At 60.9% G+C, this 24,048-nt stretch carries 19 protein-coding genes; 10 read left to right on the top strand and 9 right to left on the bottom strand.

Going from position 1 to position 24,048, the window contains the following annotated elements; translation table 11 throughout:
- Positions 1-12: 12 nt before the first annotated feature.
- Genes HKK55_RS29015 through HKK55_RS28985 form a run of 7 tightly spaced genes read left to right on the top strand, consistent with a single transcriptional unit; the run spans position 13 to position 6,520 of the window.
- Entirely contained in the window at positions 13-1,242 is a 1,230-nt protein-coding gene (locus HKK55_RS29015) for a type II and III secretion system protein family protein (RefSeq protein ID WP_169357721.1), read from the top strand.
- Positions 1,239-2,432, top strand: a complete 1,194-nt coding sequence (locus HKK55_RS29010) for a pilus assembly protein (RefSeq protein WP_169357720.1) — start codon at positions 1,239-1,241, stop codon at positions 2,430-2,432. The genes HKK55_RS29015 and HKK55_RS29010 overlap by 4 nt, the downstream gene beginning before the upstream one ends.
- Positions 2,429-3,703 (top strand): CpaF family protein, encoded by a 1,275-nt coding sequence (locus tag HKK55_RS29005; protein WP_169357719.1) that lies wholly within the window; start codon positions 2,429-2,431, stop codon positions 3,701-3,703. The genes HKK55_RS29010 and HKK55_RS29005 overlap by 4 nt, the downstream gene beginning before the upstream one ends.
- A gap of 22 nt (positions 3,704-3,725) precedes the next feature.
- Positions 3,726-4,607, top strand: coding sequence for a type II secretion system F family protein (locus HKK55_RS29000; RefSeq protein ID WP_169357718.1), 882 nt, complete (start codon positions 3,726-3,728; stop codon positions 4,605-4,607).
- A gap of 1 nt (position 4,608) precedes the next feature.
- A complete protein-coding gene (locus tag HKK55_RS28995; RefSeq protein ID WP_169357717.1) occupies positions 4,609-5,496 on the top strand; it encodes a type II secretion system F family protein in 888 nt (295 codons plus the stop codon).
- Between the two features lie 10 nt (positions 5,497-5,506).
- Positions 5,507-6,229: a tetratricopeptide repeat protein gene (locus tag HKK55_RS28990; RefSeq protein WP_169357716.1), complete on the top strand. Its 723-nt coding sequence runs from the start codon at positions 5,507-5,509 to the stop codon at positions 6,227-6,229.
- Between the two features lie 18 nt (positions 6,230-6,247).
- Complete coding sequence (locus HKK55_RS28985) at positions 6,248-6,520, top strand: DUF3613 domain-containing protein (protein WP_169357715.1); 273 nt, start codon at positions 6,248-6,250, stop codon at positions 6,518-6,520.
- A gap of 233 nt (positions 6,521-6,753) precedes the next feature.
- Here HKK55_RS28985 and HKK55_RS28980 read toward each other — a convergent pair whose 3' ends face one another.
- Positions 6,754-7,536 (bottom strand): response regulator transcription factor, encoded by a 783-nt coding sequence (locus tag HKK55_RS28980; protein WP_169357714.1) that lies wholly within the window; start codon positions 7,534-7,536, stop codon positions 6,754-6,756.
- A 125-nt stretch (positions 7,537-7,661) separates the two neighbouring features.
- Positions 7,662-8,132, bottom strand: a complete 471-nt coding sequence (locus HKK55_RS28975; protein WP_169357975.1) for a prepilin peptidase — start codon at positions 8,130-8,132, stop codon at positions 7,662-7,664.
- A 75-nt stretch (positions 8,133-8,207) separates the two neighbouring features.
- On the opposite strand from HKK55_RS28975, the gene HKK55_RS28970 reads away from it, so the two are divergent.
- On the top strand, positions 8,208-8,645 hold the full coding sequence (locus HKK55_RS28970) for a TadE family protein (RefSeq protein ID WP_169357713.1): 438 nt from the start codon (positions 8,208-8,210) through the stop codon (positions 8,643-8,645).
- On the top strand, positions 8,642-11,386 hold the full coding sequence (locus HKK55_RS28965) for a PAS domain-containing sensor histidine kinase (protein ID WP_169357712.1): 2,745 nt from the start codon (positions 8,642-8,644) through the stop codon (positions 11,384-11,386). The genes HKK55_RS28970 and HKK55_RS28965 overlap by 4 nt, the downstream gene beginning before the upstream one ends.
- Here the strand turns inward: HKK55_RS28965 and HKK55_RS28960 are convergent.
- The 6 genes from HKK55_RS28960 to pbpC all read right to left on the bottom strand — a co-directional run bounded on the left by HKK55_RS28960 (position 11,383) and on the right by pbpC (position 18,432).
- Entirely contained in the window at positions 11,383-13,377 is a 1,995-nt protein-coding gene (locus tag HKK55_RS28960) for a pilus assembly protein TadG-related protein (RefSeq protein WP_169357711.1), read from the bottom strand. The genes HKK55_RS28965 and HKK55_RS28960 overlap by 4 nt on opposite strands.
- A 236-nt stretch (positions 13,378-13,613) precedes the next feature.
- Positions 13,614-14,171, bottom strand: coding sequence for a DUF4136 domain-containing protein (locus tag HKK55_RS28955; RefSeq protein WP_169357710.1), 558 nt, complete (start codon positions 14,169-14,171; stop codon positions 13,614-13,616).
- Positions 14,172-14,216: 45 nt separating this feature from the next.
- Positions 14,217-14,822 carry a DUF4136 domain-containing protein gene (locus tag HKK55_RS28950; RefSeq protein ID WP_169357709.1) on the bottom strand — a complete coding sequence of 202 codons (606 nt, stop codon included), beginning with the start codon at positions 14,820-14,822 and terminating at the stop codon, positions 14,217-14,219.
- 24 nt (positions 14,823-14,846) lie between these two features.
- Positions 14,847-15,596 carry a methyltransferase domain-containing protein gene (locus HKK55_RS28945; RefSeq protein WP_169357708.1) on the bottom strand — a complete coding sequence of 250 codons (750 nt, stop codon included), beginning with the start codon at positions 15,594-15,596 and terminating at the stop codon, positions 14,847-14,849.
- Positions 15,589-15,897, bottom strand: coding sequence for a MazG-like family protein (locus HKK55_RS28940; protein WP_169357707.1), 309 nt, complete (start codon positions 15,895-15,897; stop codon positions 15,589-15,591). Before HKK55_RS28940 ends, HKK55_RS28945 begins: the two co-directional genes overlap by 8 nt.
- Before the next feature lie 204 nt (positions 15,898-16,101).
- The gene (gene pbpC / locus HKK55_RS28935) at positions 16,102-18,432 is read right to left on the bottom strand and encodes a peptidoglycan glycosyltransferase PbpC (RefSeq protein WP_169357706.1); all 2,331 of its coding nucleotides are present in this window, start codon (positions 18,430-18,432) and stop codon (positions 16,102-16,104) included.
- A gap of 98 nt (positions 18,433-18,530) precedes the next feature.
- Here pbpC and HKK55_RS28930 point away from each other — a divergent pair, with 98 nt between their 5' ends.
- A complete protein-coding gene (locus tag HKK55_RS28930; RefSeq protein WP_169357705.1) occupies positions 18,531-18,824 on the top strand; it encodes a hypothetical protein in 294 nt (97 codons plus the stop codon).
- A gap of 173 nt (positions 18,825-18,997) precedes the next feature.
- On the opposite strand, the gene HKK55_RS28925 is transcribed toward HKK55_RS28930, so the two are convergent.
- Positions 18,998-23,899: an alpha-2-macroglobulin gene (locus HKK55_RS28925; RefSeq protein WP_169357704.1), complete on the bottom strand. Its 4,902-nt coding sequence runs from the start codon at positions 23,897-23,899 to the stop codon at positions 18,998-19,000.
- Between the last annotated feature and the right edge of the window lie 149 nt (positions 23,900-24,048).

Here is a 24,048-nt window from a genome sequence, read left to right as displayed (position 1 = left end):
AGGACGCCTTGAATGAGCCATCGTTACGCACCAGTGTTCACTCAAATGACCTGGGCCCTGATGCTGTCGAGCCTGCCCCTGGGCGTGACCCTGGCAGCACCGGGCAACTGCAGCAACCTGGGACTATTGCCCGCTGTGGTGGAAGTGGGCGAAGGCTTGCAACAAGAACTGCAATCCCCGGTGGCGATCACTCGCCTGGCCATTGGCGACCCGAAAATAGCCGACGTTCATCTCAATGGCGACCGTGGTTTCCTACTGACCGGCGTCGCCTCAGGCACTACCAGCCTAATGGTCTGGACCAGTTGTGCCACGGCGCCTCGTCAGAGCATGGTGTTCGTCAAGGGCAAAGCCACTTCAGCCCTGACCAGCCAGACGCTGTCGCCTTCCGACGACCCGACGCTGCCCAGCCAGGTGCAAACCGATATCCGTTTTGTCGAGGTCAGCCGCACCAAGCTCAAACAGGCCAGCACTTCGCTCTTTGGCCAGGGCGGCAATTTCCTGATTGGCAGTCCTGGTAACGGCACGGCACCCAGCTCCCCCACCAACAGCTTTCGTGGGCAAGCAGTCAATAACGGCTCGTTCAATATCGGATTCGGCGGTGGCCGTGTCTCGGCCATGATCAACGCCCTGGAACAAAGCGGGTTTGCCTACACCCTGGCACGTCCCAGCCTGGTGGCGCTGAGCGGGCAAAGCGCGACGTTCCTGGCGGGCGGCGAAGTACCAATCCCGGTTCCCAGCAGTGGCAGCAATTCCATCTCCATCGAGTACAAGGAGTTCGGCATTCGCCTGACACTGACGCCTACCGTCATTGACCATAATCGGATATCCCTCAAAGTGGCGCCCGAAGTCAGTGAACTTGATTACTCCAATTCGGTGAAGATCGAAGGCATTGAAGTGCCTGCACTGACCATCCGCCGCACCGACACCAGCGTGTCGCTGGCCGATGGTGAAAGCTTTGTGATCAGTGGCCTGATCAGTTCCACCAATACGACCACCATCGGCAAGTTTCCAGGCCTGGGAGACATTCCAATCCTCGGGGCTTTTTTTCGTAACGCCAATATCAGCCGCGAAGAAAAAGAACTGCTGATGATCGTCACCCCGCACCTGGTCCAGCCCCTCGCCGCCAATGCCCAGTTACCTTCCCTGCCTGGAGAGAAGCTGCGCACCTACGATCCGAACTGGTACCGCCTGTACTTCCTGGAGAACGGCAACTTCGACCGTCGTAGTGGACTGTCCCAATGACCGATAGCCTGAGCCAGACTTTCCTGGCGATCACCCGCAACACCACCGACCTGGAGTGGCTCCAGGGTGCACTGGCGCCACTGGGCCAAGTGGTCAGCGCCGGCGGCGGCAGCCTGGATGAGTTACTTGCGCTGGTGGACGTGACCTTCGCCAACCTGGTGTTTGTTGGCCTGGACCGCGAACACGTGACCGCCCAGAGTGCGCTGATCGAAGGTGCGCTGGAGGCCAAGCCGATGCTGGCCATCGTCGCCCTCGGTGACGGCATGGATAACCAGTTGGTGCTCAATGCAATGCGCGCCGGCGCTCGGGATTTCGTCGCCTACGGCTCACGCTCCAGCGAAGTGGCCGGGCTGGTGCGCCGCCTGAGCAAACGCCTGCCCGCCGTGACACCCAATACCCAACTCGGCGGCCTCACCGTGCTCTATGGCACCCAGGCCAACGCCGATGGCGCACTGCTGGCCAACCATCTGGCGCTGGTGGTGCAAAAAAGTGGACAGCAGACATTACTGCTAGACCTGGGCCTGCCCCGTGGCGATAGCCTGTCGTTGCTGGGCCTGGAAAGCTCGTTCAACTTTGGCGATGCCCTGCGTCACCTGCGGCGGCTGGACACTACCCTGATCAACAGCGCCTTTACCTGCGCCGAAGATGGCTTGCGTATCCTGGCCTATGCCACCAATGACGAGCCCCTGGAACGAACCAGCGCCGCCGAGCTATACATGCTGCTCAGTGCCTTGCGTCAGCACTTCCAACACATCGTGGTGAACCTCACCGGGCAACCGGACAGCGAAGCCCTGCGCACTTTTGTCAGCCATTGCGACAAGCTGCTGTGGTGCACTGACCAGAGTGTGCTGGACTGCCGACGCAACCTCGCCGTACTGAACCACTGGCGAGAAAAAGGCATGAAGCTGGACCATGGACGCTTGCTGATCGATCGCTACCTCAAAGGCGCCGCACCGGACAGCGAGGCCCTGGAAAAAAGCTACGGCCTGGAAATCATTGCAGTGTTGCCCTTAAGCCCCGAGGTACGGTTGAACGCCAAAAACCAGGGGCAAACCTTGTTCACCCTGGCGCCCAGAGAAAATCTGACTCAGGGCCTGAAAGCCCTCGGCGAGCGCCTGGCAAAACGCTCCGAGAGCCTGGAAAAACCTTCGACCCGCTGGTTTGAACGACTGTTGAGGGCAGGCAAATGAGCGGCGAAAAACTCTTTGGTGCCCCTCCGCGCGCCGCCGGCGGCAACACCGACCACGATGGTCTGAAACTGGTATTGCATCGCTACATCATCGACGCCATCGAAGAGTCGGGGAAAACCCTGCTGGAGGGCTCGCGCCAGTCTCTGGCGCAATTTGTCATCGACAAAGTCGCCGAGTACATCACCCGCATGCACCTGGCAATTTCCCGTTATGAAATGGAACGCCTGGCGGAAGAGATCGTCGATGAACTGACCGGTTTCGGCCCCCTGGAAGTGCTGCTGCGCGACCCCTCGGTGACCGAAATTCTGGTCAACGGCCCGCACCGGGTGTTTATCGAACGCGATGGTTTGTTGCACCAGAGCGACCTGCGCTTTATCGACGCCCACCATGTGGAGCGAGTCATGCAGCGCATCCTCGCGCCACTGGGGCGGCGCCTGGATGAGTCGTCGCCGATGGTCGATGCGCGCCTGCCCGATGGCAGCCGGGTCAACGCGATCATCCCGCCGATTGCGCTGGACGGCCCGTGCCTGTCGATTCGAAAGTTTCGCAAGGACATGCTCAAGAGCAGCGACCTGGTGGCCATGCAAACCATCGATCAGAATATTTTCGAGTTTTTCCAGGAGGCCGTGGGCAAGCGCTGCAACATCCTGATCAGCGGCGGTACCGGCACCGGTAAAACCACCTTGCTGAACATTCTCAGCCAACTGATCAATCCTCAAGAACGCCTGGTGACCATCGAGGATGTGGCCGAACTGCAACTGGGCCATCCCCATGTGGTGCGCCTGGAAACCCGGCCGCCCAACGCCGAGGGCCATGGTGAGGTCAAGGCCAGCGACCTGATCCGCAACGCCCTGCGGATGCGCCCGGACCGCATCATTCTCGGTGAAATTCGTGGTGTGGAAGTGCTCGATGTACTCACCGCGATGAACACCGGTCACGACGGTTCCATGAGTACCGTGCACGCCAACAATGCCCAAGATGCGCTGCTGCGCCTGGAAACCCTGGTGGGCCTGACCGGTCGGGTGGTGGCGGAAAAAACCCTGCGACAAATGATCTGCGCAGCACTGGACGTAGTGATTCAACTGACTCGCCTGCCTGACGGCCGCCGCTGTGTCAGCGAAGTGGTTGAGGTGGTGGGCGTACGGGACGACGTCTATGTCACCAACACACTGTTCCGCCATGACAAGCGTACCGGCTTCGGTTTCCTGCGTGAGGCGATCAATCCCGCCGGCGACAAACTGCGCCGCGAATCGACGATGCCGCTGCCTTGATCGACGCCAGTAAGGAGGCGATATGACGGGCCCCATCCTGATACTCATCTGCGTGATCCTGATCGGTCTGTCGATACGGATGTTTCAAAACGGCATACGCAAGGCCGAGACCGACCGGGTGCTGGAGCGCCTTGCCGAGGGGCAGCCGCTGTTGAATCAAGAGCGCGGAGCCTTGACCGGTATTGAGCGGATGTTCCAGCGCGCCGGCCTGGGCAAACCAACTGACAGCCTGGGGCTGTGGCTGACCTGCTGGGGCTTGGGGGTATTCCTGGGGTACATGGTGGCCGGCTGGATCGGCTTACTGGTAATGATGGTCCTGCCACTGTTGGCGCTGCGGCTGTACATCGCCTGGCGTTATCAGCGGCGGCTGAAGCGGATGATCGAACAGTTGCCGCAGATGCTGGATCACACTGTGCGCAGCCTCAAATCCGGGCGCACTCTGGCGGATGCAGTTCTGGGCGCCATCGAGGCCTCCGACGATCCGCTGAAACGAACCATGAGCCGCATCCAGCGTAACGTTCAATTGGGTGTCAGCCTGCCGGAAGCCGCCAATGACTTCGCCGAATTTTACGAACAGGACGAATTCCGTCTGTTTGCTCTGGGCTTGAAGGTCAACCATCGGTATGGCGGCAATGCCAGCGAACTGCTGGAGAACCTGATCAAGATGATTCGTGAACGGGAACAGGGGGCACGACAACTACGGGCCTTGACCGGTGAAACCCGTATCACCGCCTATGTACTGGGGGCACTGCCGATCTCCATGGTCGGGTATTTCATGATCACCAATCCCGAATACTTGATGACCATGTGGAACGATGGCACGGGTCGCTATCTGCTATTTACCGCCGCTGCCATGCAGGTGCTCGGTTGCCTGGCGTTCTGGCGCATGTTGCGGAGTGTTTGAGATGGCCTTGCTCATTAGCGCCCTTCTGTTCCTTGCCGCACTCACGTTGATTGTCAGCCATCTGATGCAGCAGCGACGTCGCCAACGTCTGGTCACCCAGCGACTGCAAGGGCAACTGACCCGTGAGGACCACTTCGGCACATTGATGCGCCAACTGGGCAGCAGCCCCCTCGCCCAACGCTCAGTCAGTCTGGACAACGAGACACAGATGCTGCTTAACCGGGTTGGCTGGAGAAAGTCCAGCCAGCGCTCAATGTTCGCCGCCTGCCAGATTGGTGTACCCGTGGTACTGCTAGGGCTTGCCATCCTCACGCAGGAGTTGTTTTTCCCCAAGGCCGAGTCACCGTGGATTGCACCGCTGATCGCCTTGGGAGTCGGTTATCTGCTGCCCAAACGCATCCTCGTCAGCGCAGCCAAATCCCGGCAACAGAACATCGCTCAAGAGATCTCGACCTTCATCCCACTGCTGCGAATTCTGTTTGAGTCAGGCATGGCGGTTGAACAGTCTTTGCGCATTTTGAGCAACGATGCACAGCGCTTGCTACCGGTCCTGACCTCCGAGCTGCGCTTGATTCTGATACGCGTCGACTCCGGCCTGGAGCTGGGAGATGAACTGGGCAAAACCGCCAAGTTACTGGCCGTGGATGAGTTCACCGACACCAGCGTTATCCTTCAGCAACTGCTTCATCAAGGCGGCGGTGCGATGAAATCGTTGCTGGCGCTCAAACAACTGCTCGACGACCGTCGCTTGACCCGTTTACAGGAATACATCTCCAAGATGTCCGCCAAGATGTCAGTGGTGATGATGCTTTTTCTATTTCCCGCTTTGCTGATTGTCCTTGGGGGACCGGCGATTATCGCCATCACCCGAGCCCTGAGTAGTTTGTAAGGAGCGCTCGATGAAAGCACTGATTGCCGGCCTGGGTTTGCTGATGCTTGGCGGTTGCGCCACCAACGGCCAGGCCCCCTGGGCGGCCCTGATGTCTCCGGGCAGTTGCCCCAAACCTGGCGCCGACCAGGAACTGTCGCTGAACCTGGCCGATGAAATGGCCAACGACGGCAAGCTGCACGCCAGTCTGGCCAACCTGCAGAACCTGCCCAATTCGCTGCCTCAGGTTCGTCAGCGCCAGGCCAAGGCCTACCGACTGTTGGGTCGCAGCGAAGCCGAGCCGCTGTACCGCAGCCTGCTGGGCACCTGCATGGCAGCAGAAGGTGAGCACGGCCTGGGGCAACTGTCCGCCGCCAAAGGCGATAACGGCCAGGCCATGGCTCACTTGCAGCGCGCCGCCAAGCTGGCGCCCACCGATGAAAAAATTCGTAATGACCTGGGCGTGGTCTATCTCAATCAACTGCGCATCGAGGACGCACGCTTTGAGTTCATGACCGCCATGGAACTCAAGCAGAGCGATCAACTGGCCGCCGTCAATCTGGTGACCCTGCTGATCTACCAGGACAACTGGGGGCAAGCGGCGCAACTGGTCAGTCAGTTGGGCCTGAGTCCCGAGCAAGTCACTGAGGCCCAAGCCAGAGCCGAGAAGCTCAAGGGCTCAGCCACGCCTGTGGCAAAGGCCAAGGACCAAGTGGCTGCGGTGAGCGATACCCTGCCACCGACCATCAAGTAAGGGTTCAAGGAGTTCACGATGAAAGTTCACTACCTGGCCAGTCTCGTATTGCTGGCATTGCCACTGACCGCACTGGCCATCGAGCCTGGCCCGTCCTCCCCACAGCAGCAAGAGACCGAAAACTGGTTGACGTTGCAGATCGACGGGCAAGCGGCGTCACTGATCACGCAGAAAACCACTCCCGCCGAACGCGAACAAGCCATGCAGCGTTGGCTGGACAGCAATAAGCATCCGATCCCGGAATACTTTGATCAAAAAGCCGGGGGAGACACGTCAGGAGGGAGTCATTAATCGATGGCATATCGCCGGGACCTTTACCAGGCAAGAGCCCTGTCAGGTCATACATTTGGCCCGTTGTAGCCGCTGCCGAGGCACGAGGCTGCGATAAGAGCCGCAGGACCTTCGGCGGTTTCAAGACCTGACGACTGCTGCGCAGCCGATCGCAGGCTGCGCCAGCGGCTACAGGTGATCGGCATAGCCCTGCAGCCGCTGCCGAGGCACGCGACTACAGGAAACGACATAGCTTAGTGCGCGGTCACCCGCTGACGCATGGCTGAGTTGTTAGGCGATAGCGCCAAGGCCAACTGGGTGCGGTTATGCATGTGGGTCAGGCGCAACACCTGGGACACATAGAGTTTGACGGTGTTTTCAGTGATCCCCAATTCACAGGCAATCTGATAGTTGGTCTGACCCTTGCCAACCAGCCGGGCAACATCCAATTGCCGAGGCGACAACTGATTGAAGATCGCTGGCATTTCCACCCCTTCGGCAGCCGCTTCACCCTCGACTTCCGACGACGCGGGTGCCGGGCTGCGACGGACCTTGTCCAGGTCCTGGTAAAGATCGTTGATGGAGTCGGAAAGGTATTGCAGCTTCTGGTTCAAATTCCCCAGATGCACGCTTTTTTGCCGATCCGCCAACGCGGCCTCCTGGCGCTGTAGGCCTTCGAGCAACTCTTCAAGGTTAATGGGTTTCTGGTAGTAGTCAGCGATGCCGGCACGCAGGGCCTTGATCACATCCTGCTTGTCGGCACGACCGGTCAGCATGATGGCCTCAAACGCTCGAGCCTTGCCTGCCACCCGTTGCAGCGCCTGGACCAACTCGATGCCATCCATCTCCGGCATATGCAGGTCACACAGCACCAGACCGATCTCGGCGTCTTCGCTGAAACGCTTCAAGGCCTGTTGGCTGGACTCACAAGGGACGCAACGATAACCGCTGCTTTCAAGAAATTCGCAAAGCTCTTCCACGATCAGCGGTTGATCGTCGACCACGAGCACTTTTACCGAAGATGTAAGCTTGTTCACGCGTTACTCCATGCCTGGCAAGCCAAAGATTGACCTATCCTTTCCGACGACGTTTCCCACACAGCTACATGAATAAACGTAGCCTACTTTCCGACTATGTACATAGCGATAGGTGGGTATGCCGATTAGTGGATCCAAAACCAGGCGAAGCCGAAGCCCATCAAAAGAAAGGGCGCAAAAGGTAGTTTAGTTGACGCTCCAGGAGCCAAATATCCCAGTCGTTGTGTAAGCCCTTGACCCATAAGCGGCCATAGCCTGGGCGCGAGTATCAACCACAGGACATTGGCCACAGCCGACCCGATCAGCGACAACAGCACATACGTCGAGTCCGTTGCCAGGCCAAGGGTCGCCAACAGCTTCACATCGCCCGCCCCCAGGCGTCCCAGCGCGTACCCCGGCAGGGTCAGCAGCAACGCCAGGGCAAACGCCCCCAAGCCTTGAGCCACAGAGGCCCCCAGCCAGGTGGTTCCACTCCAGAACAAATAGATCAGCGCTAGCAACGCCACACCCAGTGTCAGCCGATTGGCGATCTGACGCTGACGCGCGTCCTGCACTGCACAGAGGAATAACCAAAGGAAAATAACAACACCCTGGATCACGTAAAAAACATCCCTTTTGGCTGATTGATTCTATGCTGATATCAAGTGGTAGCACTCAGGGTAGACGTGGCGATGAAAACAAGCCTCCCTAGTAAGCAAAAAGGTGTCGTCGCGATTGAGTTCGCCGTGATCTTCGTGATTTTTTTCGCCGTGTTTTACGGGATGGTCAGCTATAGCCTGCCGCTGTTGTTGTTGCAGTCATTCAACCAGGCCGCTGCACAAGGCGTGCGTATTGGTGTAGGAGTAGATCCCACCGCGCAAAACTACCCTACGCTGGTAAGGAACGCGGCTGTGGCCGCCGCGCAGGCCAATCTGGGCTGGATTCCTGCGGCCTTCAAGTTCGACCCCAGCTATGTCACCTCGACCTACAACGGCAGCGTACTGACGGTGCAGGTCAGTTATCCGTCGGTCAATCTCAAAGGCGTGCTGCCGTTCATGGTCTTGCCGGGTATCGGCACCGTGCCGCAATTGCCGGTCAATCTAAAAGCCCAATCGAGCCTGCAATTTTGACCTCGGGGGACAGGCTCTTCGGGCGCCTGCTCGGCCGCAGCAGCGCCCAGCCCCCAGACATCATCTATCCTGTTCAGCCCGCCGCCGGTTTGCAGCTGCAGTTGGACAATCAAGGCCGTGTCCTGCATATCGGTGGCACATTGCGCCAACAGTTGGCCCAACACCTCACCCGTGACCCCACGCCATGGCTGCGCGATCTGCTGTGCACCCACAGTGCGCTGGTGGTTGAAGGTATTCCGGCGGATTGGCAACGCCACAGCCTGGACCTGGACTTCCATGGCGCCGCCGGACAAGTCCTGCATACCCGGGGCGTGATCGAGCCCCACAGCGACGGCTGGCTGTTGCGAGCGCTGGACATCGGCGACTTGCTCAACGGCCGCCAAGCATCGCAAGACCGCGAACAAAATCATCAACTCACCAGCCAGATGAGCGAGCAGCTGCGGGTCTGCAGCCTCTCCCGCCTGCCGGAGGTATTCAACGAACACCTGCGCAGCCTGGCCCAGCGTTGGCATATTCCCTGTGTTGCCTTCGCCCTGCTGGATCAGCAAGATCAAGGCTGGCTGATTTACAGCCAGTACGCCGCCCATGATGCCCCTACGCTGTGGCAAACCGGGCAACGCTTGGGCACCTGTCTGGACAGCGTCAACGGCAATACGTCGCTGAGCCTGCATGTAGGCCAGGGGCGCAGCGAGCACCCACGCTTGCACAGTGTGTTTGGCAATGCCGACGGATTCCTGGTGCCTTACCGGGACGGTCAGGGCGTCGCCGCGTGGCTGCTGTGCGGGTTCTACACCGGCCAGCAACAGACCAGTGAACGCGACTGGCTGAACCTCACTGCAGCCTTGGCCGCACCGTTGCTCGGGCGCTTGCGCGAGCAACGTCACCACCAGCAACTGGAGCGCCTGGAAGCCCTGCAAGGCCTGCTCGGAACGGGCTGGTGGGAGTTGCTGCCCACCACAGACATCCAGCTGGCCCCCCAGCTCATGCGCAGCCTGAGCCTGGAGGACGGTCCGACTCGCCTGTCCCTGGCCACCTGGCTGAACCTGATCCACCCCGCCGACCGTCAGGAACTCCATAGCCGCCTCCAGGACCTACAAGCCCTGGGCAAACCATTGCTGACCAGCGTGCGCCTGCAACGTACCGATGCCGCCGAGCTGCCGATCTGGTACCGCGTCCAGGGCCAGGTCCTGGGCGGCGGTGAAAGCCGGCGATGCATCGGTTTCATGCTCGACATCAGCGACATCAAGAACCAGCAACTGCAAGCTGCGGCCGCCCATGCCCGGCTGGACAATCTGATTGCCAGCTCACCGGCGGTGATCTACGTGCAGCGCTATGTGAACGGCGCCCTGCACCCGGCGTTTTACAGCGACAGCCTGCTGCCCCTGCTCGGCTGGACACTGGCGGAGGCTACCCACGACAGCCTGGTGGAGTGGGTCCACCCCGAAGACCGTGACCTGTACTTCGAGCGCACCCGCCAACTGCTGCGCGAAGGCAGCGTACGCAGTCGCTACCGGGTGCGGGATAAACAGGGCGATTACCACTGGCTGCTGGACGAAGCCAAGCTGCTACGCAACGACCTCGGACTGCCGGTGGAAGCTGTCGGCCTGTGGCTGGACGTCACCGAGTCGACCCAGGCCGCACAACGGGTCAAAGACAGCGAGGAACGCTACCGAATCCTGGTGGAAGACTCTCCGGCGATGATCTGTCGCTACCGTCCGGACCTGACCCTGACCTTCGGCAACACACCGCTGGCCAACTACATGGAGTGCCAGCCCGAACAATTACCGGGGATGAACCTCAGCCACTGGCTGTCGGAAGAACAACGCCAACTGTTTGTACAACGCATCCACCTATTGACCCCGGAGTTCCCGGTCAGCACCGCCGAGATCAGCCTGCAACTGCCTGGGCGCGAACATGCCTGGTGGGTCTGGTCCGACCGTGGCGTATTCGACGAGCACGGCCAGTTGCAGGAAGTCCAGGCCGTGGGCCGTGACAACACCGAAGTGCGCCGCTCCCAGCAGCAACTCACCCAAAGCGCAAAAATGGCCACCCTTGGCGAAATGGCCACCGGCCTTGCCCACGAGATCAACCAGCCACTGAACGTGATGCGCATGGCGGTCGTCAATGTGCTCAAGCGCCTGGGCAACGGCGATGTACAGGTCGACTACCTCACGGAAAAACTCCAGCGCATTGATGCCCAGGTCCAGCGGGCAGCGCGGATCGTGGACCATATGCGAGTGTTCGGGCGTCGCTCGGAGGTCGAGCAACAACCCTTCGACCCGGCCCAGGCTGTGGAGGGCACCCTCGCCCTGCTGGTGGAAGGCATGCGCGGCAAAGGCGTCGACCTGCGCATCACCGCGCAGGACGTTGCGGTGCAGGTCAACGGCTATGTCGACCAGTTGGAACAGGTGCTGATCAACCTGATGGTCAACGCCCGCGACGCCTTGCTGAGCAAACGTGAAAACGACCGAACCTTCCAGCCGTGGATCTCGGTACACACCGAACATGACAGCCGCCATGTACGGATCTGGGTGGAAGATAACGGCGGCGGCATTGATCCGCGTTTGCTGGAGCGGATTTTCGAACCGTTTTTCACCACCAAGCCGATTGGTGTGGGGACGGGGTTGGGGTTGTCGGTGAGCTATGGAATTGTGGAAAACATGGGGGGACGGTTGAGTGTCGCCAATGGGGAGCATGGGGCGAGGTTTTGTGTGGAGTTGCCCATTTCGGCTGACGCTTAAATCACCAGATACGCTTCCCCGGTCTGGCCGCAAGTCAGGTTGGCGCCGACGTTCACGTTCACCAGGCTAATGCCCAGGTTGTTCAGCAGGTTGTTGATCAGCGGGTCCAGCAGCGAGCTCAGGAGGGAGGTGATTGCAGGTATCACGATGCTGCTGACACCACTGAGCAACGAGACCGTATTGGTAATGAGAGCGCCCAGCGGGTTATTGCCCACGGGTTGATAGGCCGTCAGGTTGATACCGCTTAATGTACCGGAAAGACTGGCGGCCAGATTCGTCGCCGAGTTTGCCGCCTGGTAGGCAGGAGGCAGCCCGACGTTGGGTGGCATGGCAAACGGCGTAGTGCTGGAAAACACTAGATTTTGGCCGCCCGTTTGGCCCTGGTTGCTGGCAATCGGGCTGTTGACGACGAGGCCTATACCACCGCCGGCAAAAGGCACCCGCGCGCCGCAGCTGCCAATGCCGAGTATCTGGTGACAGGTCTTGGTGCCAATATCAATCAGCGGCAGGGGCGCTACCGTCATCGGTGTCGAGTTGGAAAATGCGTTGGTGATACTGCCGATATTCAACGAAGCCAGGGCGGTCTTGGTAGTCACTGTCAGGCTCTTGGTACCGACAGTTCCCGTGGGGCAACTGTATGCGGTGACGTAGCTCTCGGCACCCGCGACATCCAGCACGACATTGATGGACAACGATGAGGGCAGCGCCAACACATCCAGCTGTTGGCATCCGGCCCCCAGCAGGCAAAGCGCCGAACTCAGGGTGGTCACCAGGTTCAGGCTTAACAAACCGTTGAGCACCGGTGTCAGGGGTGCCACCAGGCTATTCACCGCAGTCGTCAGCCCCGACAAACTGGACAATACCGGCAAACTCACCGTCACCTCGGTACGCAGTTGGGCCGTGCGCACATAAATTCTGTTCGGTCCCAACGGATTCGCCGCCGCCAAGGCCGGATCACCAATCGCTGACAATTGCGGCGGCTCAATAACCTTGACCTGAGTAGTAATGTTGGCCAGCCCCAACAGACTGACAGGCAACGTCGCCGCCACCGCGCTCTGACTGTTAGACAGTTGCACCACGCCCTGAATCAGCTGGAACACCTGTAGGTTGGCATTCAGCGCCGCCGCCGTCGTCCCCGTCTGCAATTGCAAAATGCTGCCGAGGGTCAGTGGCGCCTGATTGATGGCCGCAACCTGCAGGCTGCCCAAGGCGGTCAGCACATCGGCCGTCGCGCCATTGGCGGTCAGCACGGTGATGGCGGCCTGAATCAACTGTGTGGCAGTCACACTGGTGTTGAGCAACTGCGTGTAGTTGCCCGCAGCCACACCCAGGTTGAGTGCCAGTTGGTTGAGGTAGCTCAGCAGGCTGATATTGGTGTTGAGCAGGCCATTCCAACCCGCAACACTCAGGTTGACACTCCCTCCCAGCAAACCAGAGAACAGCGGATTCAACAGACTGGCAGAGGCCGTGTTGACACTGGCCAGCGTGCTACTGATGCTCAGCTGGGCCGATGAAGCTATAGGAGTGGCCGCGACCGCCTTGGCCGACAACGACGTAGTGAGATTGAGGGACTTGCCCGACACCAAGTTCCAGACCGCCCCGGCCAGGCTGGTCGTAACACTTTTCGCAACCACCACCTGAATGGCCGATGACAGAGCCGGATTCGCGACAAAGGTGCGCATACCCGTGGCATTGGTCAACAACGACCCGCAAGTGGTCACCAGAGTATTACCGCTGCCGACCACAAAGCTATTGCGTGCCACACTCTGAGACGCGTAACCCGCCGCGCTCAAACCACTGAGACAATTGCCCTTGCGGCCGACCGCCTCAAGCGCTGCGGTATCCGCCACACCCTGCAACTTGCGCTTTTCCAGATACAAACGCCCGCTGTCCACCACCAACAACATGCACACCAGTGCCAACGCCAAGGTGCCGACGGCCACTAGGCCAATGACACCGCGTTGCCTGGAATATCCACGTCTGGGAGACATCAGGCACTCCTTTCTCGGCACGCGGCCGAGCGCTTACTCTCCTGTGTTGAAAGTCAGTGTAGACAAGGGCTGGAGGGTACGCTGGCCAGTCGCCACGAAGGCGACTGGCGGAGGGAATAAGAACGAGCTGTTGTAGCCGCTGCCGAGGCACGAGGCTGCGATGGGTTGCGAAGCGGCCCGCATCGCAGCCTCGTGCCTCGGCAGCGGCTACTAGGGTTTAGCGTTGGGTTCAGGAATCAATGCGGTGGGTAGTTGGAAAGCACCTTGGTCACCGTCGCCCGAATCGCAGCACTGCGGTCTTGTGGGCTGGGGGTGCTGCTAAGCATCTGCTCATCGCTGCCACGCCACACCAGCTTGCCGTCCTTGCCGTCCAGCAAATCAATCTGGAGGGTGGCAACCTTGTAGGTGACGAGGCGGGTTTCGTTGTACATCGGTGCGCCCCAGTAGCCATTCCACGGACCGCCCCAGGCGCCGCCGTAGTTGGTGGTGACTTGTTGCTGGCGGTCTTCGACGATCAGGTAGGTCTGCACATTCAGGTCAGCCTTGGTGCCGGGTGCGGCAGGACGCAAGCCACGCTGGTCCAGTTGCTCGCTGACCGCCTGACGGATGCGCTGTTCGGTGAGGTCGCTCTTGATGCGTGGATCATCGGGACGGTACTGCAAGGCCGGTTCTTTCCAGCTCCAACTGCGGTAGGCGGCGAAATCCCGGCTGGCGTCAAAATCGTGATTGACCTGGCTGGTCTGGCAACCACCCAGCAGCACGACAAAAGCAAGCAACGCGATACGACGAAACATGGTTCTTCTCCAAGAGGCGACCTAAGCTTTAAATGAGAATAGCTGCTAACTCGGAGGATAGGCAGTCATTGCCTTCTGCACCGCCTGGCGCAAGGCATCGCCGCGCTCGCTAAGGCTGCCCTGGCTGCCAGTTTCGGCACTGGCGCTCCACACCGGCTGACCGCTGCGGGCGTCGAACAGGTTGACCCGCACCACCACGACCTGCACTTCATAGGTGCGCACCACCGGCACCGTGTTGTACATGCCGTAACCGTTGCCGTAGCGGTTATAGCCGCCATAGCCATAACCGTAGTCGTCCTGGACCTGACGCAGGCGTTTCTCCAGGCGCACATCGGCACTGACCAGCAGGTCGGGCGCACGGTTGTCATGCAACGGGCGCAAGCCGCGCTGATCCAGCGCACCGCTGACGGCCTCTGCCACTTGCGCCGAATCGGCCCAGGCCGTACCGGCGGGCAATTGGCCGTTGAGCCAGGCCCAGTTGCGGTAGGCGCCGTAGTCCCGCATCGGCGCCGGGTAGGCGCTGCGGTCAAAGGTGTTGGCCGCCTGCGCAGGGGCTGGCGGCATGGGGTTGGACGCCGCCACATAAGGGTTGTTGCTGGAGCAGGCACCCAACCCCAGGGACAGCAGGATCAATCCAAGACAGCGCTTCATTTAGATCTCCGCAAACTGGGCCGCTTAAACCGGACGGCATACCCAATGCAAATAACGCCCAAGTCCGGCAAAGCTTGGGTGACGACGGTGAGCGAGCTCCATCTCCAACAAGTCTTGCAGCTCGGCGCGAGCCTGGAACTCCACCGGCATATAGTCATGGAACACCCGCACACCACTCTGGGTTTCGACCTGCCACAGACCCTCTAGTTGCGCCGCCAGCTCCCGAGGATCAAGGGGTTGTTGTGGGGTCAGGCTCTGTTTTTCGCCGGCCATGTCATTCTTGCGCATCTTGCGGAAGTGGCCTTTGAGCAGGTTGCGGTAAATCAGCGCATCGCGGTTGTAAAAGGCCAGGGACAACCAGCCACCGGGCACCGTCAACTGATGCAGTACCGGCAGGATCGCGTGAGGGTCGGCCAGCCATTCCAGCACCGCATGGCACAGCACCAGGTCGTAGGGTTCGGTGAGCTGGCCCAGCAGATCCTGCCAGGGCGCCTGGATAAAGGTTGCCGCCTGCCCTGCTTCAGCGAAACGTTGGCGGGCGCCTTCGAGCATCGGCTCAGCGGGCTCGGCCAAGGTCACCTGGTGACCGCGTTCGGCCAGCCACAGCGACATATGACCCAGGCCGGCGCCGATATCCAATACCCGTAGCGGGCGATCCGGCAACGCTTCAACAAGATCGGCCTGCAACACCGCCAGACGAATCGCGCCCTTGGCCCCGCCGTAGATTTTCTCGGCAAACCGGGTAGCAAGCTGGTCGAAATGACGGTCACTCATGGGTAAACCGCCGTTCGCTGTCAGCCAGCTTGGCGCGCACGACTTGATCCATGTCCAGCCCCAGTTCGCTGCACAGCAGCAGGAGATACAGCACGATGTCACCGACTTCCTGGCCGGCATGCGCGAGCTTGTCTGCCGGTAACTGGCGCGACTGGTCTTCGCTCAGCCACTGGAAAATCTCCACCAGTTCGGACATTTCCACACTGGCGGCCATGGCCAGGTTTTTCGGGCTGTGGAATTGCTTCCAGTCGTTGTTATCGCGAATGCGATGCAGGCGTTCGGTGAGGTGTTCGAGGTTCATGGGGGGCTCCTGAAGGTGTATAGCTTCGGGCGGATGAACCACGAAGGCAAGTGGTGGGTGCTCCCCTGTGGCGAGCGGGCTTGCCCGCGTTGGACTGCGAAGCGGCCCCAGAACTATCGACAGCAATCGTTCTGATGTATCGCGATGGCTTTATTGGGGCCGCTACGCGGCCCAACGCGGGCAAGCCCGCTCGCCACAACGGTGTTAGTCGACGACGCTGAACTCCACCCGCGCCGTCTGCCCCGCCTCGTCCAGCACACTCAATTGATAGCGGCCTAACTGCTCGAGGCTGGCATTGATGCTGTCCTGATTGGCGCTGTCTCCCAATGGCGCACCATTGAGGAACCACCAGCGCCGCCCGCTGCCGCCCAAGGCGGAGATTTTCAGCCGCAGTTGCTGCTGGCTGCCAGCCGGAAGTCGCAGTTGGTCGGCCTCACGCACGCCCACGATGGACAGCGGTGAAGACGCCGCCAACGCCGGTGGCGGGCAGTCACGATCAGCCGCAGGGATTCGCGCTTCACGACGCTCCACCCTGGGCAACCACGGTTCAAGCGGAGCCGGCCACAGCGCGATGTCCCGAGACACGGCACCCGGGCAGTTGGCGTCCACCCGCAGTCCCTTGGCATTGACCCAGACTTTCTCAATCAACCCGACACTCAAGGGTTGGTCCAACGCCTGCAAAGTCGGTGGCGTGGTGTGATCCAAGGTCCAGGCGAAGCGCTGACGCCGACAATTGGGATCGCTGCGGCTCATGGGTTGGCCCAAAGGCCAGCAGATGGCCGCGACGCCGACGTTCATCGGCACCGGTTTGACCGGTGCGCTGATCCCGCGCTGACTGTCGCGGTTAGTCAGCACATCGTGCACTTGCAGCATCAATGGCGCCGCCGAGGCCAGGCCGAATTGACCGGGCACCGGCGTGCCGTCGGGGCGACCGATCCACACGCCAATCAAGTAGCGCGGCCCGACACCAATGGCCCAGGCGTCACGAAAGCCGTAGCTGGTGCCGGTTTTCCAGGCCAACACCGGACGCTGTACCAACTCGGCCCGAGGATCACGGTCCGGCCGCGCCTGGCCACTGAGGATCCGCCGCACAATCCACGCCGAACCTGGGGACAACATGGGCCGCTCGCGTAGCACGTCATCCGGTTGCAGGCGAATGGTGGCGCTCCTGCCGTCCCGGGCAAAGGCGCTGTAGCCACTGACCAGATCTTCCAGCCGGCTGCCGGCACCACCGAGGATCAGCGCCAGGTTCGGCTCGGCCAACACCGGCAGCGTCAGCGGCACACCACCGATGCGCATTTCGGCGGCAAAACGTTTCGGCCCGTAGGCTTCCAGCAACTGCACCGCCGGCAGGTTCAAGGAACTGGACAACGCGGTACTGGCCGGCACCGCACCGCTGAAGCCCATGGAAAAGTTGCCCGGTCGGTAATCGCCGTAGCGCCGTGGCACGTCCTGCAGCAGCGATTCAGAGTGAATCAACCCCGCGTCCAGGGCCATGCCATAGAGAAAGGGTTTTAAGGTGGAGCCCGGCGAACGCATCGCGCTGATCATGTCGACATGGCCAAAGCGCCGGGCGTCGTTGATGTCCACCGAGCCCAGGTACGCCCGCACCGCCATGCTTTCCTCTTCCACCACCAGAATCGCCGCCGAGGTGTGTTCCGGAAGACGGGCTCGCCACCCCAGCAACAGGTCTTCAAGACGGCGTTGCAGGGTAGCGTCTACGGTAGTGCGAATCAGCGGCGGGCTGTCAGGGCGATTCAAGCGGCGCGCCAGTAACGGCGCCAGGCTCGGCTCCAGGCGTGGCGCCAGCAGCAAGGGTTCTTCCAGGGCTTCATCGACGGCAGCCTGAGGCCAGACGTGGAACTCGGCCAGCCGGCGCAACACCTTGTCCCGTGCTTCCTGGGCGCGCAACGGATGGCGGTCCGGACGCAAGCGGCTGGGTGCCTGAGGCAATACCGCGAGCATGGCGGCTTCGGCATGGGTCAAGTGCTGTGGTGACTTGCCCAGATAAGCCCAACTGGCCGCCGCCACGCCCTGCAAAGTCCCGCCGAAGGGCGCTCGGTTCAGGTACAGGTTGAGGATCTGGTCCTTGGACAAATGCCATTCCAACTGGGCGGTACGCCACAGTTGCCGCAACTTGCCGTGGAACGTCCGCGAATGGGGATCAAGCAAGCGCGCCACTTGCATCGACAAGGTACTGCCACCCGATACAACACGTGCCCCGGTGAGGTTTTGCCAGGTGGCGCGCATCAGGGCCAGCGGATTGACCCCGGGATGCTGGTAGAACCAGCGGTCTTCATACGTCAGCAGCGCATCGAGGTAGTACGGCGACACCTCGCGGGTTTCCACCGGGTAACGCCACACACCGTTGGCATCGGCGAAACGCCACAGCGGCGTGCCGTCTTCGGCCAGCACCACCCGGGCCAGGTCGTCCTTGGGCAAGGGCAATGGCCAGATACGGTCGGCGAGCCACAGCAAGGCGACCACCAGCAGCACACTGCCGATGGCCCAGCGCGCAACTAATCGCAAATTCACGCCGGCAAACCTCTATGCTTCACGGAACTAGCCCATGGGAATAACGACCAAAGGCTCAGCTCTGGCAGATACGCCCACCTTTTCATCGGGACACACATATGCAGGTAGAAAGCTTTTTCGAATGGCTGGGCCAGGCGCTCGGCTCCGTCATCCGCTTTATCGTCGATGGACTCAGTGGGTTGTTCAATGCGTTGACTCATGCCGGTGGCAACTTTGTCGAAGGCCTGTCGCGTGCGTTGGGCATGGACACCTCGATCATCAGCATCATCACCTTGATCATCGGCCTGATGTTGCTGTACTCGGCAGTCCGCGCCTTCATGCGGGCCTCGATCATCATGGGAGTTATCTGGTTGATGCTCGGGTTGTGGCTGTTGAGTTGGGTGGTTCATTAAGACAACACATCCCCCCTGTGGCGAGGGGGCTTGCCCCCGTTGGGCTGCGCAGCAGCCCCAGTAGGGTAATCGTGGTATTCCAGACAGAACTCAATGCCTGACTTTAGGGCTGCTGCGCAGCCCAACGGGGGCAAGCCCCCTCGCCACAATAGCCCGCCCTCGCACAATCAGTTTTAACGACCCTTGATCACCATGTCCGCCGGGGTTTCCCCCACTGCCTGCCAGTTCGGCCGGTACATCGACTCCACTTGCGGCGGCGGTACACGGTAAGTCCCGGGCGTCACGGCCCGCGCCAGGTACAGCAGGTGCGTGGTGCCATAACCGTCCAGGTTCAGCGCCGCTACATAACGGTCATCGCGGAACTCCTGATGCTTGAGGGACGCGTTCTGCATCGACTCGCGCCATTCCTTGACCTGGCTGCTGGCGTTTTCCAGGCTGGCAGCGCTTTGCGCCAGGTTCTGGTTTTCCAGTTCCAATCCTGCGGGCAGCAAGTCCACCACCAACGCATCCGGCACCCGCTGCTTGTTGGCGCTGACGGTCAAGTGCACCAGCACCAGGTCGCCACTGTTGAGGTTGCGCAGGTTCAGCGGCTGGCCATTCATGCCCAGGTATTCGCGGCGAATACTCAGGTTCTCACCGCTCGCAGCCGGCGACTGCAGCGGATAACCGGAAATGCTCAGTTGCTGGTAGATCGGCTCGCTGCCCGGGTTACGCAAGGTCAATGGCGAAGTCAGTAACGCACCTTCCAGCTTCAAGCCCGACTGGCCATTGTTCAGCTCGCGGGTTTCGCCGCCGCTGGTGAGTTGCGCGGTCCAGTTGGCTTCCGGTTTGCCCAGCAGGGTACGACCGGCAAGGAACAGTGAATTACGCTCCTGGGTCGACAACCACTGGCTGGCCGCCATCTGGTCCGACAGCTCGAACAACCGCTCCTCGCGCTTGCCCTTGGCCAGGTCGTTTTCCTCCAGCAATGCCAGAATCATCGCCTGATCACGTAATGGGCTGCCGTAGTCCGCCAGCCATTCATTGGCTTTACGCGTTGCCGCCAAGCCCGCCACCAAGGCCTGATCGGCGCGAGGTTGATCGCCCATCTTCTGCAAGGCAATGGACAACTGCACCAGCGGCAGGCCGGAGCGGGCATCGGTGCGGCGCTCGAACAAGCTGCGCAACGCACCCAACGGCGCCTGCTGACTGCGGGCCAGGACCATACCGGCATAGGCCTGCACGGCGAAGCGGGTGTGGTCGGCATTGTCGCTGTAGTCGACTTCAATCAGATTGCGTTCCTGCACATAACGCAGCAGGCGCTCACTGGCTTTCTTCAACGCTTCAGGCGGCACGGCGAAACCCTGGTCACGAGCCCGCAGCAGGAAATCAGTGACATAAGCCGTCAGCCAATATTCTTCCTCACCGTCGGCGCCCCACAAACCGAAGCTGCCGTTGTAACGCTGCATGCCCAGCAAACGCTCAATGCCCAACTCGATCTTGCGCTTGCGCTCGGCATCCGGCTCGCCCTTGAGGCCCAGACGTGTCAGCACTTGCGCGTCGGCGTACAGCGACGGATACAGACCGCTGGCGGTTTGCTCCAGGCACCCGTAGGGGTAAGCCTTGAGCGCACGGATCTGTTCACCCAAGTTCAACGGTGGACGACTCGACAGGCTCAACAGCGCCTCGCGCCCGGCCGGTTCGAACAGCGCCAATTCGGCGTCTGGCAAGCTCCAGGTTTCGTCCTTGAGCACCGCGCGGTATTGCTTGAGCAATGCCGGGTAGGCCGGGCGCACGCCCAGCGTCCATTCACGGGTGAACGGCGGCAGGTTCTCACCCGGCAAGTCCAGGCCGTTGACGGTAACCTTGATCTTGCCCTGGCCAAACCCGCCCAAGGCGCGCACCGGAATCTGCAAGGTGGTGCGCTGACCCTGGGTCAGTTGCACACTTTGTGCGGGCTCACCGAGCAGGGTCAACTGACCTTCGGCAGTCAATTGCACATCCAGCTTCTGTGCCTTGCCCGACAGGTTGGACAGGTCCAGCGCCAAGCGAGTCTGGTCACCGCCGGCAAGGAAGCGCGGCGCCGACAGCTCGGCAATCAGCGGCGCGGCAATGACCGTCTTGCCTTCGGCCATGCCATAGCGATCATCGGTCCAGGCTTGAGCCATCAGGCGCAGTTCGCCATTGAAGTCGGGGATATTGACGCTGACTTCGCCCTCGCCTTTCTCGTTCAAAGTCACCGGCGCACTCTGCAAGGCGACGATGGTGACGCTGGTGTCCGGACGCTTGCCGCCCTTGGCCAACGCCGCATCACCACCAAACGCCAGGCTGGCCAAACGGCCCTGCCCGGCTTCGATCAACTGACCGTAGATATCGAACTGGTCCACGCCGTAAGCCTTGCGCCCAAACAAACTGGAGTACGGGTCTGGCGTTGGGTATTCGGTGATATTGAGAATGCCCACGTCCACCGCCGCCAGCAGCACATGCACCTGTTTGGGCACACTGCCGTCCGCGTTTTTCGCGGCGATCTTCACCGTCAGCGGTTGCTTGGGGCGCATTTTTTCCGGCGCCGTCAAAGTCAGGCCAAGCTTGCGCTGGGTGCGATCCAGCGGCAGATGCAACAAGCCCACCGCACGTTTGGGCGTGATATTGGCCTTGCGCTCACCCGGACGAATCACCAGGGCACTGACGTACAAGTCATGGCGCGACCATTTTGGGTCGAGTTTCACCGCGAAGCTTTTGCCTTCAGCCGGCACTTCGATTTCCTGCCACCACAACGGCCCTTCACTGGATTCCACCAGCAAGTAACCTTTGCCGGCAGCCGGCGGAGTGACCGTGACGTTGGCCGTATCGCCATCGGCATAGGCCGGTTTATCCAGCGCCAGCTTGACCTGATCCGGCCGCACCGCGCCGCCTTCGGTGTTGTCCTGGGCCTGGTAGCCGGCCCAGAAACGCACGCTGCTGATCAAGCCGGTCTGCGGGTCTTCGACCTCAACACGGTACGGGCCCCACTCCACTTGGAAGCTGATCTTGGCGGTGTCGCCAGCCTTGATGTTGACGGTTTGCTCGTCGAGGTTGAGGAACTTCTCGTTGTAGTGATAGCTCCAGCCATCGTTGTCGGAGTAGTTCCAGTAGTAGTCGCGGCGCTCACGCACCAGTCGCACCTTGAGGTTCTCGGCGGCCAGTTTCTTGCCGTCCTGGTTGGCCACCAGCACTTCAAATTCTGCCGGGCCATCGCCGTTGGTTTCCTTGCCGTCGAACAAACCGCGCAAGCCTGGCAACTGCTTGGCCGGCCATACCGGCTGCACCAGGCGCCGGGTAATCGGCCGACCGCCCGACTCCTGCAAACTGGCCTGAACGATCAGTTGCAACGGCGACTTGGCATCAGCCCATTTGCTTTCCAGGGTCAGCAGCTCTTCACCCTTGGCATCGAGCACGCTTTCGTCCAGCTCAAAGTCCTGGCTCAGTTCCTCCTCGGTCACCGAACCGAACTGATAACCCGGCAGCGACTTGACCGCTTCGCGCAGTGGCCGCACATAGACTTGCCCACTGACCCGGTTGCCCGAGGCCGGCGCGCCATACAGGTAGCGACCGTTGACGTGGATGGTGGCGTTATCGGCCGGTTTGAGCGGCGTATCACTGCCCTTGAGTTCGAGGGCCAAACGCTCCGGCAGGAAATCTTCGACGAGGAACTCATAGAGCTGCGGCTTGCCGTCACCCAGGTCGAACACCAGTTGCCAGCGCCCGGTCGGCGCTTCGCCCGCCAGTTGCAGTTGATATTGATAGAGGCCCGAGGCGTCGGCGTCCCAGACAAACTTGCGGCTGACCTGCTCATCCGGGCGACGCACTTCCACGCTCACCGGTTGCGGTTTGACGGCCTGGCCGTCCTTGTCTCGCAGCAGGGCGTTGAGCAGCACGGTTTCGCCGGGGCGATACAGATCACGAGGGCCGAACACGAAGAATTGCAGCGGGTGAGCGGGTTGGCCGCCGATATCGAATTCCGCCAGGTCCAGCGCCGCACTGTCCAAGCGCAGCATGCTGGTCTGTTCGCCTTGTTTGGCTAGCAATACCTGAGCCTTTTTCGGCAGCGGCAATTCGGCGTGGCCGCCCTTCTCGGTCTTGCCCTGGCCCAGCACGCGGCCTTCGGCATCGAGGACTTCCAGGTCCACGCCGTCCAACGCCTTGCCGCCTTCCAGCGCTTGAGTGAACACGTCCATGCGGTTCGCATAGCGGTGCACCGACAGGCCGATATCACTCAAGGTGAACAGCGTGGCCGGTTGCGAATAGTTGTAGGTGCCCGAGGCACGCATCACCGCCAGGTACACACCCGGTTGCTGCAATTGCTTGAGGCCGGCGATCGGCAGTAGCAAGGTTTCCCGAGTATTGCGCGCCGGGTTCAGGTCGAAACGGCCGCCGTAAACCAAATCAGCCATCGGCAGCAATTCGCGCGACTCATAGCTTTGCAGGCTGGTGTTGCGCCCCCACTGGGCGAGGAACGCCGGCAGGGATTCGGGCTTGATGCGGAAGAATTCGACGTCGATCTTGTCGACGTTCAGCGCAATCACCGGCAGGCCTTCGGCCAATCGGGTCGGCAACAGGGTGCCACGGCTGGCGAAACCGACGGTGGCTTGCAGGTCGCGGGTTTCCAGGCGGCTGATGTACTCGGCGGTCAGCAGGTTGTTATTCACCGCACGTAGTCCGGCGTCGACCGTCAGCACCAACTTGCGCTGAGGCTCCAAGTGACGCAGGCGCAGCTCCATCAGATTGTCCGAGAGCTCCCAGGCGCCGTCGACCTTGCCGGACTTGCTGTCCACCAAATGCAGTTTGTCGGCGAACTTCTGATCAGGATCCAGAGGGATGGAGAAACTCACCGACAAGGTGCTGGCTCCGTCCAACTGAACTTCGGAGACATCCACCACACTTAACTCGCGGCCGGCGTAACGCTGCTTGAGCGCCGCCACATCCACCGCTGGCTTGACCTGTTTCGGCGCCGTTGCCGCCGCAGGAGGTGCGGGCGGGGCAGCCGGTTTATCAGATGAATCGCAGGCACTCAGCAGGGCCAGCGCGCAAGCCAGGAACAGTCCTTTGTTAAGCATGGGACACTCGTTGTCAGGGGGATCCGGGGGTGAACTATATATCAGCGCCAGTGAAGTGGTTGTGGTGCTGGTCACATTGACCGACGGAGGGTGGTTTGGTTCTGGTACTTCCCTGAACCAAGACAAATCCCACTGATACTGGAGAACCC

The sequence above is a fragment of the Pseudomonas sp. ADAK18 genome (assembly GCF_012935695.1).
Taxonomy (GTDB): domain Bacteria; phylum Pseudomonadota; class Gammaproteobacteria; order Pseudomonadales; family Pseudomonadaceae; genus Aquipseudomonas.
Note: the sequence above shows the minus strand (reverse complement) of the source record. Positions and strands in the feature narration are given on the sequence as shown.